The sequence below is a fragment of the Mycobacterium sp. IEC1808 genome (assembly GCF_002101935.1).
GTDB lineage: Bacteria > Actinomycetota > Actinomycetes > Mycobacteriales > Mycobacteriaceae > Mycobacterium.
Map to the genome: position 1 here is coordinate 52,685 of NZ_LQPV01000062.1, position 12,792 is coordinate 65,476.

Here is a 12,792-nt window from a genome sequence, read left to right on the forward strand (position 1 = left end):
CCTGGCAAAACCCTGCGTGTCTCGCCCGGGCCGATGGCCGCGAGCGCGTGTTTGCACAGCGACACGCCGTCAACAACGTACATTTGCGCGCGCTCGCGCCAGACAGCCCGCGGCTCAGCCCTCGGACAGCAGCTGCTTCTTGAGCACCTTGCCCATGGCGTTGCGGGGCAGCGCCTCCACCAGACGCACCTCGCGCGGACGCTTGTGGATCGAAAGCTCTTGGGCGACGTAGTTGATCAGCTCGTCGGTGTTCAGGTCGGACGAGCCGACGACGAAGGCGACGATGCGCTGGCCCAGGTCCTCGTCGGGCAGCCCGACGACGGCCGCCTCCTGCACGCCGGGGTGCCCGAGCAGCGAGGTTTCGATTTCGCCCGCGCCGACGCGGTATCCGCCGGACTTGATCAGGTCGACCGACTCGCGTCCGACGATGCGATGCATGCCGGCGTCGTCGACGACCGCGACGTCGCCGGTGCGGTACCAGCCGTCGTCCCCGAACGCCTCGGCGGTGGCCTCGGGCCGGTTCAGGTAGCCGTCGAACATCATCGGGCCCCGAACCTGAAGCCGCCCAACGGTTTCCCCGTCGTGCGGCACCGGGTTGTCGTTGTCGTCGAGCAGCCTGGTCTGCACGCCGGCGACCGGCAGGCCGACCCAGCCCGCGCGGCGCTCGCCGTCGGCCCGGGTCGAGATGGTGATCAGCGATTCCGAGGCGCCGTAGCGTTCGATGGGCTGATGCCCGGTGAGTTGGGCCAGCCGGTCGAACACCGGCACCGGCAGCGGCGCGCTGCCGGACACCAGGAGCCGCGCCGGGCGGAGCGCCTCGGCCGCCGACGCGTCGGCGACCAAGCGCGACCATACGGTCGGCACCGCGAAGAACAGCGAGCCCCGCGACTCCGAGGCGGCTTTCGCATAGCCGGCTGGAGTGGGTTTGCCGGTGTGCACGAAGCGGTTTCCGATCCGCAGCGACCCGAGCAGGCCCAGCACCAGCCCGTGCACGTGGAACAGCGGCAGGCCGTGCACCAGGACGTCGTCGGCGGTCCACTGCCAGGCCTCGGCCAGCGCGTCGAGGTCCGCGGCGATCGCCCGGCGGCTCAGCACGACGCCCTTGGGCAGCCCGGTGGTGCCCGACGTGTAGATGATCATCGCGGTGGCATCGGGTGACGGCTCGGGATAGCGGTGCCAGGAACGGGCGTGCAGTCGCACCGGAATGTGCGGCAGCCCTTCGGTTGCCGAGTCGTCGGCGGGTTCGGGCCCTAGCCAGGCCCGCGCGCCGGAGTCGGTGAGCATGTGCCGGCGTTCGGCCGCACCGACGTCGGAGGGTACCGGCACGAACGGCACGCCCGCGATCAGGCAGCCGGTGATCGCCAGCACGGTCGCCGCGGACGGCGTGGCCAGGACCGCGACCCGTTCCGCGCCGGCCACCCGCTCGGCGACCGAGGTGGCGGCGCCGACCAGGTCGCTGCGACTCAGCGTGACGCCGTCGATGCTGACCGCGTCCGCGATGTCGGTGGTGGTAACGGCCGAGGGGTTCAGCGATGCCAGCAGCACGACTGCAGGCTACCCGGCCTTCTCGTCCCAGATCTTCATCAGGGTGGACAGGATCTCCTCGCCGCGACCCAGCCCGGCCAGATGACTCTCACCCGGAAGCACGAACAGCTCCGCGTCGGGCAGCAGCGAGACGACGTGCTCCCCGTGGGCGAACGGGACGATGTGGTCGCTGTCGCCGTGCCACCACCGGACCGGGACTTTCACCTCGTCGAGCCGGAATCCCCAGTCCCGGGTGAACAAGATCACGTCGTTGAACGGGGCCGCCAATTGCTTGCGGCTGCCGTTGAGCAGGTCGTCGAGGAACATCGCGGCGAACTCCGGCCGGGTAAGCAGGCGCCGGTCGCCCTCCGGCGATATCGCGGCGTACAGGTACAGCGCGGGATTGGCGACCGGACGGATCGCCCGGATCACCAGGCTCGCGCCGATCCGCAGCGGGTCGCCCCCCAGCCGCAAGAACGGCGCCGCCCGCTTGCCCAGGTTCATCAGGCCGCTGGTGATCCCCTCGTCACCGAGGAACGGTGCGACGCCGCCGAGCACGCCGACCGCGACGACACGATCGGGCAGCACCGCGCCGGACGCGAGCGCATACGGTCCGCCGCCCGACAGGCCGATGACCGCCATCTTGTCGATGCCCAGCGTGTCGGCGATCGTGCGCAGGTCCTCGCCGAAGGCCCGGATGTTCTCGTACCGATGGGGCGTCGACGAACCGGTGCCCGGCCGGTCCATGCCGATCAGCCGGATGTCGTGCTGTTCGGCGTAGACGCGGGCCTCGACCGGGATCTGCCGGCGGGCCCCGGGCGTTCCGTGCAGCCAGAAGACCGCGCGACCCCATGGGGCGCCGAACTCGGCGAACCCGATTTGGCGGTCCTCACCGACCGCGATGTTGCCTTCGAGCTTGGGGCGGGCGATCGCGATGGCCATGCCTGGAGCTTGTCATGTGACGCGCCGATTACGAAAGGCTCACGGCCTGCTGGACGAAGGACCGCAGCGCCGAGGCCACCAGGTCCGGGTCGTCGCACATCGGAAAGTGGTTGCCGTGGCGCACCTTCAGCTGTTGCGCGGTCGGGAACAACGCCTTCCAGCGCGGCTGAAACCGCAGCGGGTCGTTGAACTGACCGAAGACGGTCAGCAGCGGCCGGGCAGCCAGGGGTCCGCGCAACGCGGCGTCGACCTCGCCGTAGAGGGCTCGCGCGCCGCGGGCGTCCCGGAAGTACGCGTGCCAGGCCCGCCGCGCCGGTGCGCCGACGCCGGCCCGGAAGACCGCGCGGTCGGCGCGCCCCCAGTGCCGCCCAACGCCGAAGCTGGTCGAAGTGATGCGCGCCAGCAAGTTGGTCGCGACGTCCACCTCACGGACCGGGGCGCTGCCCATCACGGCGAGCATGCCGCGAAACGCGGGGCCGGTGGGCGTCCAGGCGAAGCAGTTGACCGCGGCCAGCGCCGCGACGCTGTCAGGACGGCGGGCCGCGGCCAGCAGCCCGGCCGGGCCCCCCAGGTCGTGGGCGACCAGGGTGACGTCGCGCAACTGCAGCGCATCGATGACGGCGGTCACCGCGTCGCCTGCCTGGGCCAGCGTCGGGTTCGGCGTCGGGTCACTGAGCCCGCAACCGGGCGCGTCGACAGTGACGCACCGAAAATCGTTCTGCAGGCGCAGCAATACGTCGCGCCAGACGAAGCTCCAGCTGCCGACGTGAACGAACAGCAGCGTGCGCCCGCGGCCGGTGTCGGTGACCGCGATGCGGCCTTCCGGGCGGCTCACGGCGTAGGTGTCCCACGGCCACGCCGACGACGGCAGCCAGTCAGGGCGGTCAAGTGTGGCAAGGGTTTTCATGACGAAACCTCCGGATTGGCGATGCGCAGAAACAGGTACTGCCGGATCCCGTACATCTTGAACATGAGCCGGTTGAAGGCGCCGAAGGATTGCCTCACAAGGGGTTTCGCGTCGGCCGCGTCGACGAACCGCGGCTGCGTCGCGTGATAGGTCTTGCCGCCCAGCGCCACCACGCACCCTCCGGCGGCCCGGACGTTGCGGGCCCAATCGGACACATTGCCGAACGACAAGGGAATCACGATGGTGTCGCCCGTGACGTGGGCTCCCGTGGAGGTCACGTACCGCTTGCCGGACTTGCGGCCGACGTGATGGACGCGGGCGATGAGCGGCACGAAGCGTCGCCCGGCCAGCAGGCCGACCAGCGGGTTGAGCAATCGCGACGATGGCCCTAGGAGCACCCTGGCGACGAGTGACGGTCCTACCGGGACGAACGAATTTTGTTGTGCTGCAGTACTCATGAATCTAAAGGACGACGCGGAGGTACGGAATGTGACGCCTACCGGTTGCCGCCGAGTTCGGCGCGCAGCGGCTCCAGCGTCGAAGGGCGCACCAGGACATGGATTTTGGTGATCTTGTCGTCCCGGATGGTCAGCGCCAGCAGGCCGGCGAGGCGGCGGTTGACGAAGCCCAGCACCGCGGGCTGACCGCACACCGGCTGCGCCACCAGCACGGTGCCCGGACCGCTCCAGTGGCGCAGGATGTTTCGCCCGACGCGATCGGCGCCCAGGACAATAAGGCCGCTGCGGGCGTCGATTTCACCGGACACGTCGGGGTCGAGCACGCCCAGCAGCGCATCGAGGTCGCCCGTGGAGCACGCCTCGATGAATGCCCGGGTGACCTGCTGGTGCTCGACCGGTTCGATACCGCCGGAGCGCATTCGGGATTCGCCGATCTTGCGCCGGGCACGATGCGCCAGCTGCCGGCAGGCGGGCGCGCGGCTGCCGACGGTCGCGGCGATGGAGTCGTAGGGCACCTGGAAGATGTCGTGCAGCACGAACACCACCCGCTCGGCGGGCGTGAGGCGTTCGAGCACGACCAGCAGGGCCAGCCGGACCTCGTCGTCCAGGGTCACCCGGTCGGCGGGATCCACCGCCGGCGACGGGCGGTCGCGGTAGCCGTGCTCGTTCATGTCGTGCGGGCGTTCCCGGCGCGATGACGCCGACTTCATGTGATCCAGGCACAGCCGGCTGGTCACCACGATCAGCCAGCCACGCTCGTCGTTGATGGCACCCAACGGAGCCTGGAGCAGCCGGAAGAAGGCCTCCTGCACCACGTCCTCGGCCGCGCCGACATCGCCCAGCATCCGGAACGCCAGGTCCAGCAGGTAGGCGCGGTTGGCCCGCCACGCGTCGCTCACCTGGTCGTGCCGAGAATCCATGAAGTTCAGGACGAAACGGCCGGGCCAAATGTGACACGCGGCGGCCGTCGGTAGTGGCTCAGTTAGAAGTGGCCTGGTTCCAGCGCTTGGGAGAGCTTCCACAGCCGTCCGGTGTACGCCCTCATCCCCCGGCGACTTTCAGCAGGATCTTGCCGCCACGCAGGAGATGCGACACCGCGTCCTGGATCTGCTCCAGGGGATACACGGCCGCCACCGGAACCACGAGGGCGCCGTCGGCCACCAGCGGTGCCGCCTCACGGATGACAGGCAGCACCTTGTCGCGGTAGTCGAAGTCGCCGACAAAGAATCCGCGGACGCTGAGGTGCTTGGCAACCAGCGTCGAGGTGTCGACCCACATGGGTTCGTCCCTTGCCCAGGAATAACTCACCAATGATCCACCGTCGGACAGCAATTCGAGCAGCCGCGCCACCCCTGGACCACCGACGGCGTCCACCGCCAGCGCCACCCGCGCGTCGCCGATCATTGCCCGAACATCGCCGACCGCGTCGGGGTCGTCGGCGTGGACCACGTCGCCCCCGGCTGCTGTGAGCTCGGCGAACGTTGTCTCGTCGCGGGCCAGGTTGATCGTCTTCAGTCCGCGACGCTTGGCCAGCGCGATCAACGACCTTCCCACGCCGGAGTTCGCGGCGTTCTGAACCACCCAGTCACCCGGCTGCAGGGTGGTGCATTCACTGAGCATCAAGCCCGCGGTCGGAGGGTTGCTGCCCAGCATCGAGTACTGCTCGATGCTGCCGCCGGCGGGGAGCGCGAACAGGCCGTCGGCCGGCACGACGAGCCGCTCACGCCACGCCCCCGCGTACAGGGGTAGCACGACCAGATCGCCGACCTGGAGTCCATCGACCTCGGCGCCGGTGGCGAGCACGCGGGCGACCCCCTCTGCCCCGGGTACATGGGGCAGGGGCGGTCGCGCCAGCATGCCAGTGACAACGAGTAGGTCGTGTTTGTTCAACGGCGACAACTCGACGCTGACCAGAACCTCATGCGGCCCGGGTGGCGGCGGCTCCTCGATGTCGACGACGCGGAGCACCTCTGCAGGGTCGCCGAACCTCTCAATTTGGATGGCGCGCATATCAATTCCTCTCACCGGGCTGGTCAGTTTTGGAAACGGTTATCGCCGAATTTCGGCGCCACCGCGGGCTTCGATGGCCTTGACGCTGTGGACGAACGGCTTCTTCAACACGTTGCGGCCGCCCGTCGCGAGGAGGAGCGCCAACACGCGGCCCTTGAAGGACTTGCCCTCGCGGACGATGACGACGTCCACATCCGTGGTGCCGTCGGGACGCCGGGTCAGGGTGTAGACGTAACCCGACGCGCCACCCCAGGTGTTCGAGTCGGTGGTCGTCAGCACGACGCGGTTGGGATCGGACCAGTCGTAATGCAGGCGCTCCCAGATGCCGCCCGAGCCTTCGGTGATGTCGGCGTCACGCTCGCCCAGGCGGTGCACCTTGAGGTCGCTGTCGGCGCTGTTCGGGAAGATCTCCGAACGTCCCGGCCCGAAGTCGGTGAGCCCGGCGACGAACTGCTCAGGGGTGGAGGTTGTCGACTGGTGAAAGTGAAGAGTGGTCATGGCGTGCTCCTTGATTAGCGGTGTGGGTATTTCGTCCACGGGAAGCGTTTCGCCGGTAACGCCAATTCCGGGTAGGGACTGCGGAAGGCAACCCTGTTCATCCTGGTACTGCGGGGAACAGCCTTAAGATCGGGCGATGGCGTCAACGACAAGTGCGCTGGGTGACTTCCTGCGCGCGCGCCGCGAACAAATCCGGCCTGAGGATGTCGGGTTGGATTCCGGACGTCGCAGACGCGTTCCGGGATTGCGCCGCGAGGAGTTGGCGATGCTCGCTGGGATCAGCGTCGACTATTACCTGCGGCTCGAGCAAGGCCGTGACCAGCACCCGTCCGCACAGGTGCTCGATGCGCTCGCCCGGGCGCTGCGACTGGATATCAAAGCCACACAACATCTGCATCGGCTCGCGGGATTGCAGGCGACGCATAGCCCTCGACCTGCTGCAGAGACGGCGACTGACGGTCTCGATCAATTGATCGCTCAGATCTCGCTTCCTGCGGTCGTCACCAACCGATACCAGGATGTGTTGGCGGCCAACGCGATTGCCCGCGTATTGTCACCAGGGTTCGCGCCCGGCGAGAACATGCTGCGGTGGCGGCTGCTGGCACCGGCTGCTCGCGAATTCTTCGCCGATTGGGACGACGCGACTGAAGTCGCGGTGAGTGGATTACGTGAATCCACGGCCGGTGATCTGGGCGACCCCCGCCTACGCGCCCTGATTGACGAGCTCTCGGCAGCCAGCGATCGGTTCCGCGAACTGTGGGCACGCGCAGATGTCGGATACCGCACCGGCATCCTGCACATGCGGCATCCCGTCGCGGGTGACCTTTACCTTCACCGCACCAGGCTCAGCGTCCCCGAGTCGGACACTCAGGTGTTCATTTACCATCCCGAACCGGACAGTGATTCGGCGAAAGCTCTTGTGGCATTGGCAGCTTCTTAACCCACATTCTCACGGTTCGAAAATCAGCAGGGGCTTGCCCCCGTGTGCGGGAGCTTCGGCCAAATAGACCGCTTCGCTGAACTTTTCGACGCGGATGGGCTGGCCCTCCGGCACGCGCAACGCGCCGCTGTCGGCGAGCTGAACAGTCCGGTTGATCGTTGCGGCCATCCGCTCCTTCGGGGCCTCGGTGAACCAGCGGAACAGCCAGAATCCCCGAACGGTCTTGGTTTCGTAAATGAGCGAACGCGCGAAGATCGGGATGGTGAGTTTGTCGGCATCGGTTTGGCGGTGCGTGGACAGCGCGCCGTAAACGATCAGTTCACCGTGTGGCGCCAGCGCGCGCGACACGTCCGCACCCACCTGACCGCTGACACAGTCGATCGCCTTGGAAACGGCATCGTGGCCTGCGATGTCGGCCACCCGTTCGCGCAGGTCCTCATCCTCGGTGCAGATCACCGCGGTGCCGCCCAGCCTGAGGATGTCCTCGACCGCGGATCGGCGGCGGACCACGTTCAGCGTCTTGAAGCCGACGTGCGCTCCGAGTTGGATGACCGACTGACCCACGGTTGAACCGGCCGCGGTCTGCAGGAGCCATTCACCCGGTCGAACATCGAGTTCATCACCGGTCAAGATCACCGCGGTGAGTGGATTGCTGAGAATCTGGGCGGCCGTGGAGTTGCTCATGCCGTCGGGAACAGGCAACACCCGCCTGGCGTCCGCAACAACATAGTCCTGCCACGTGCCCGTGACCCCGATCGTGATGACACGCTGCCCGACGGTCAGATCGTCTGCGCCGCTACCGAGTTCGTCGATCACACCGACGGATTCGATTCCGGGCACGGCGGGGAACTCCGGGGTGAATCCATATCGTCCGCGGATGGTATGCAGATCGCTGGCATGGACCGGTGCAGCCGTTACGCGGATCCGGACCTGGCCCGGACCGGGCTCCGGAACCGGGCGCGTCTGCAGGTTCAGGACCTGGGACGGTTCGCCTAACGTGTCGGCGACGAGAGACCGCATCGCTCGCATCGTCCTCACGCTCCTTCTGTCGCTCCATATCTCAGCGGTTCGGTTCGCACAGCGTCGGCCGCCCATGGCGGCGAAGATCGGATCAGGCTGGTCAACTGCAGCCGCCCGAGCCCCAATGCTGCCACCGCGGGCAGGGTTTTAGGGTCCCATCTCGACCGCTGCGGATACAGGGGGAAAGTCCCCGGCCGTCACATTTCGCGACGCCGCGGCGTCCTTACCAGACATGAGCCGCATCCCCACCCACACCGTCGACGACGCACCGCAGGCCAGCCGGCGCCTGCTCGCCAACGTCATCCAGTTCTCCCCGACCGGCCGACCGCTGAACCTGCACGGACAGATGGCGCACTCCCCAGCGGTGCTCGTCGCGTACACGTCGCTGCGCGCGGCGACCGCCGAGCACGGCACCGTCGGCCCGCGGGTGTCCGCAGCACTCATGCTCGCGGCGGGCGGCGTCATCGGCAATGACTACGTCGTCGCGATCACCGAACGGCTGGCCAAGCTCGCCGGCTGGGCCGACGAGCAGATCGCGGCGCTGCGAGCCGGGACCGCAACCGGCGACACCAAGGTCGACGCGATCGCCGGGTTGGTCCGGGAGGCGACGGCCGACTCCGGCCGGGCCGGCGACGCCGCGTGGAGTCGCGCCGTCGACGCCGGCTGGACCGACGAACAATTGACGGAGGCCTTCGCCTATCTCGGCCTGACCGTCTTCACCGCGTACTTCCTCAACTATGCGCAGACCGAGCTCGACGTCCCGGTCGTGGCGCTATGAACCGAGCGGCCGATCGCCGATCACCCGTTCGGCCCGCAGCGCGGCCAGCTCGTCCGCGGAAAGGCCGAGCCCTCGCAGGATCTCGTCGTTGTGCTGACCCAGCGTCGGCGGGGCGCCGCGGTGGTGGCGCACCGGCCCGGGGGTGATGCGAAACGGCCAGCCGGGGTAGCGGTGCGCTCCGGTGACGGGATGTGTGAACTCCTCGTAGTATCCGCGAGCGTCGAGCTGAGGTATGTCGTACATCTTCTCGCCGGTGATCACGGGTTCGGCTGGAATGCCTTGCGCGTGAAGGGTTTCGACGACCGTGTCGGGGGTCTCGGTGCGGGTCCAGGCGGCGACCATCTCGTCGAACGCGTCGTGGTCGATTCCCGGCTCCTCGGGCAGCGACAGCGCCACCCAAGCGTCGTCGACGTTTGTCGGGTACACGCCCTGCAGGTAGCCGCGCCGGCGGTTGCCTTCCCGCGCTTGCACGACTCCGTTCATCGAGTACTCGATCACCGGTTCGGCGGTCACGGCGGCGGCGACCTCGATCTGGGCGACCTCGATCAGCTGGCCCTCCCCCGTCGTGCCCCGATGCTCGAGCGCAGCCAGCAGCGCGACCCCGGCGTGCACCCCGACGATCGGGTCGGCGGGCCCCTGCGGGTTGCACGGCGGCCCGTCCGCGTACCCGGTGACGGCCGACATCCCCGCGGTCTGCTCGAAGTTCAGCGCCCAGCCGACGTAATCGCGCCAGGGGCCATGCAAACCGAAACCCGGCATCCGGACCATGATCACGTCGGGCTTCAGCGTTACCAGCGACTCGTAGTCCAGACCGAACTGCTCCACCACTCGCGGGGAAAAGTTCTCCACCACGACGTCGGCCTGCGCGGCCAGCCGCCGGACGATTTCCCGGCCGCGCTGCGAGGTCAGGTCCAGCGTCAGGTCCTTCTTGTTGAGGTTGGTGGCCTGCCACAGGCCGCTGCGCTCGTACCAGTCGTCGCCCTCGAAGGGAAACGCGCCGGAGTAGCGAAACCCGTCGGGCCGCTGGATCGATTCGACCTTGACGATGTCGGCGCCGAACGCGCCCAGGTAGCAGGTCAGGTACGCGCCGGCCCAGAATGTGCTCAAATCGAGGACTTTCAGTCCTGCGAACGGCAGTGCCGCCGGCGCCCGAAGGGGCACCGGATCCTGCTGCACCGCAGTCCCTTTCGTCGGCCGGAACGGCGCGCGGGGGTATTGGAATCTCCCACCATCTACGAAGAACTCGCGTTTGGCGTATTGCGGACATCCCAGGACGGTGGCGCCGTCGTTGACCGGGGTGGCCGGAATGCGCATCGCCTGGGCGAGTTCGACGATCTCGGCGACGGTCTGCTCGGCCAGCAACGGCTCTGCGCGAGCGTAGAATTCGGCGCGTTCGGGGCCGCCCAGCATGATCGGGATCTGCTGGTCGCCGAACTCGGGCAGGCCGAGCATCGCGCACACATCCAGCCAGTGCTGACCCGTCAGGCAGTTGATTCCCACCCAGCCGTCCGCGGCGCGGACCACACCCAGCATGGGAGCGCCCCGGGCGTTGGGGGGCAAGCCGAGGCTGAGCATCTTCTGCGCCATCAGCATGGGATACGGCAGGGTCGAGAGCAATGATTCGAATTCCGAAACATCAACCTGGACAACCTGATCGGAGGCAAGGCGGAGCGCGGTCAACGCGCCCAGCGCGCCGTAGGCACCCGCGACGTACTCGGCGATCCGCGCGCCGACCTGCACCGGCGGGCGGTCGGGATCGCGGGCGCTGACCCAGCCCGACGCAGCCTGCAGCGTCAGCGACGTGGCCGGCCGGTCCCGCGACGGCCCGGACTGCCCGAAGGCAGATATGCGGAGCAGCACCAGGCTGTCGAGATCGAAGCCCAACGCTTCCAGCTCTCCCGGCCCGAGGTTCTCCACCAGCACGTCCGCCTGCCCGACCAGGTCCGGGGCGTCCTCCAGCGCCACAATCCGCTTGCCGGCGTTGAGGTACTCGAACAACCCACCACTGCCCCAGTGGCGCAACGGATCTCCGCCCGGCGGCTCAACCTTGATGACCTCAGCACCGAGGTCGACGAAAAGCTTTGCCGCATAAGGGCCGGAGATCTCCCTGGTGATTTCGACGACGGACAGCCCCGCAAGGGGTCCGCTCACGCGGGAACCCCGATGGCCATTGCCTCCATGTACTGGTACAGCCCGGCGATGCCGCCGCCCTCGCGCCCCAACCCGCTGAGCTTGAACCCGCCGAACGGCGCGCCGCCCGGACCGCACCCGTTGACCGCGACCTGCCCGGTGCGGATGCGTCGCGCGACGCCGACGGCGCGATCCACATCGCCGCCCCACACCGCCCCGGAAAGCCCGTACTGAGAGTTGTTTGCGATGGCGACCGCGTCGTCGTCGTCGCGGTAGCGCAGCACCGTCAGCACCGGCCCGAACACTTCCTCCTGAGCGATGGTCGAATCCGGGTCGACGCCGGTGAGAATCGTCGGCTCGAAATAAAATCCGACGTCCAGGCCGGCCGGGCGGCCACCGCCGGTCGCCAGCCGGGCCCCGTCGCGGACCGCCCCGTCGACATGCGCCTGGACCCGGTCCCGCTGCGCGGCGCTGATCAGCGGCCCCATCTGCACGTCGGGGTCGGCGGGGTCGCCGACCTTGACGGCGCGGGCCAGCGCCACCAGCCGGTCGACCACGTCGTCGTGCAGCGAATCGGGAAGCAGCATCCGGCTGTGCAGGATGCAGGCCTGCCCCGCGTGCAGCGAGCACGAGTCGAACAGCATCTGCTGCAACATCTCGTCGGTGACCTCGGTGTCGTCCAGGACGATGCTGGCCGACTTGCCGCCCAGCTCCAGCAGGATCCGCTTCATGGTGTCTCCCGCGGCGGACATGACCTGGCGCCCGACGACGGAGCTGCCGGTGAAGCTCACCATGTCGATCCGCGGGTCGGTGGTGAGCAGCTTGGCCGCCTCGATGCCCGACGGCGTGACGACGTTGACCACGCCGGGCGGGATGTCGGTCTCCTCGTCGATGATCCGCGCGAGCGCGAGCCCCGCGAGCGGGGTCAGCGGCGAGGGCTTGAGCACGACGGTGTTGCCCGCGGCCAGCGCGTGGTTGAGCTTCATGACGTTGAGGCAATGCGGGAAGTTCCACGGCGTCAGGACCGATACGACGCCCAGCGGCTGGTGACGCAGCAACGTGGTGCCCGCGCTCATCCCGGTCACCGCTTCCTCGCCGAGCTGTTCGGCGAGCTGGGCCGCGACCATCGACATGTATCCGGCCCCGTCGATTTGCATCATCCGCTCGTTCGAAACGCAGCCCCACTCCGCCTGCGACAGCGCGAAAAACTCGTCGGCGTGCTTGAGCAGCGCCGCGCCGAGCTGGTTGAGGCAGCCGGCCCGCTCCGCTGGGCCCATGCGGCCCCACGGCCCGCTGTCGAAGGCCCGTCGCGCGGCGTCTATCGCCGCGCCGACCTGCGCGATGCTCGCGTCGGGCGCGGTGCCGATCGATTGCTCGGTCGCCGGATTGATGTCGTCGTAGCGACCGTCCTCCGGGTCGACCCATCTGCCGTCGATGTAGAGCTGGTAGGTGTCGACAAGAGTTCCCGGAGTTTGTAGCTCGGTCATGCGCGCTTCCTCACCAGAACGTCGGTCATCTAGACAGTCAGTGTTCACCCGCGGCCCTCTGGCGTCAATCATCAATTAAACGAATTCCACCCTATTTC

12 protein-coding genes are annotated in these 12,792 nt (G+C 68.2%); 2 read left to right on the top strand and 10 right to left on the bottom strand.

Annotation, left to right across the window (positions count from 1 at the left end):
- Positions 1–114 precede the first annotated feature (114 nt).
- The 7 genes from AWB92_RS24050 to AWB92_RS24080 all read right to left on the bottom strand — a co-directional run bounded on the left by AWB92_RS24050 (position 115) and on the right by AWB92_RS24080 (position 6,339).
- Positions 115–1,545 carry an acyl-CoA synthetase gene (locus tag AWB92_RS24050; protein ID WP_085190124.1) on the bottom strand — a complete coding sequence of 477 codons (1,431 nt, stop codon included), beginning with the start codon at positions 1,543–1,545 and terminating at the stop codon, positions 115–117.
- Positions 1,546–1,554: 9 nt separating this feature from the next.
- Positions 1,555–2,466 carry an alpha/beta hydrolase gene (locus AWB92_RS24055; RefSeq protein ID WP_085190126.1) on the bottom strand — a complete coding sequence of 304 codons (912 nt, stop codon included), beginning with the start codon at positions 2,464–2,466 and terminating at the stop codon, positions 1,555–1,557.
- 28 nt (positions 2,467–2,494) lie between these two features.
- Complete coding sequence (locus tag AWB92_RS24060; RefSeq protein WP_085190128.1) at positions 2,495–3,373, bottom strand: alpha/beta fold hydrolase; 879 nt, start codon at positions 3,371–3,373, stop codon at positions 2,495–2,497.
- Entirely contained in the window at positions 3,370–3,831 is a 462-nt protein-coding gene (locus AWB92_RS24065) for a nitroreductase family deazaflavin-dependent oxidoreductase (RefSeq protein WP_085190131.1), read from the bottom strand. Before AWB92_RS24065 ends, AWB92_RS24060 begins: the two co-directional genes overlap by 4 nt.
- 38 nt (positions 3,832–3,869) lie before the next feature.
- Positions 3,870–4,751, bottom strand: coding sequence for an RNA polymerase sigma factor SigI (sigI, locus tag AWB92_RS24070; RefSeq protein WP_085190133.1), 882 nt, complete (start codon positions 4,749–4,751; stop codon positions 3,870–3,872).
- Positions 4,752–4,872: 121 nt separating this feature from the next.
- The gene (locus tag AWB92_RS24075) at positions 4,873–5,841 is read right to left on the bottom strand and encodes a zinc-dependent alcohol dehydrogenase family protein (RefSeq protein WP_085190135.1); all 969 of its coding nucleotides are present in this window, start codon (positions 5,839–5,841) and stop codon (positions 4,873–4,875) included.
- Positions 5,842–5,880: 39 nt separating this feature from the next.
- On the bottom strand, positions 5,881–6,339 hold the full coding sequence (locus AWB92_RS24080) for a hypothetical protein (protein ID WP_085190332.1): 459 nt from the start codon (positions 6,337–6,339) through the stop codon (positions 5,881–5,883).
- 136 nt (positions 6,340–6,475) lie between these two features.
- Here AWB92_RS24080 and AWB92_RS24085 point away from each other — a divergent pair, with 136 nt between their 5' ends.
- Positions 6,476–7,279: a helix-turn-helix transcriptional regulator gene (locus AWB92_RS24085; protein WP_085190137.1), complete on the top strand. Its 804-nt coding sequence runs from the start codon at positions 6,476–6,478 to the stop codon at positions 7,277–7,279.
- A 9-nt stretch (positions 7,280–7,288) separates the two neighbouring features.
- Here AWB92_RS24085 and AWB92_RS24090 read toward each other — a convergent pair whose 3' ends face one another.
- Complete coding sequence (locus tag AWB92_RS24090; protein WP_346962959.1) at positions 7,289–8,374, bottom strand: zinc-dependent alcohol dehydrogenase family protein; 1,086 nt, start codon at positions 8,372–8,374, stop codon at positions 7,289–7,291.
- A gap of 157 nt (positions 8,375–8,531) precedes the next feature.
- On the opposite strand from AWB92_RS24090, the gene AWB92_RS24095 reads away from it, so the two are divergent.
- Positions 8,532–9,077 (top strand): hypothetical protein, encoded by a 546-nt coding sequence (locus AWB92_RS24095; RefSeq protein WP_085190141.1) that lies wholly within the window; start codon positions 8,532–8,534, stop codon positions 9,075–9,077.
- Here the strand turns inward: AWB92_RS24095 and AWB92_RS24100 are convergent.
- Both AWB92_RS24100 and AWB92_RS24105 read right to left on the bottom strand, forming a co-directional pair.
- Positions 9,072–11,228, bottom strand: coding sequence for a CoA transferase (locus tag AWB92_RS24100; protein ID WP_085190143.1), 2,157 nt, complete (start codon positions 11,226–11,228; stop codon positions 9,072–9,074). The two genes, AWB92_RS24095 and AWB92_RS24100, sit on opposite strands and share 6 nt — an antisense overlap.
- Positions 11,225–12,694 (bottom strand): aldehyde dehydrogenase family protein, encoded by a 1,470-nt coding sequence (locus AWB92_RS24105; protein WP_085190145.1) that lies wholly within the window; start codon positions 12,692–12,694, stop codon positions 11,225–11,227. Before AWB92_RS24105 ends, AWB92_RS24100 begins: the two co-directional genes overlap by 4 nt.
- Between the last annotated feature and the right edge of the window lie 98 nt (positions 12,695–12,792).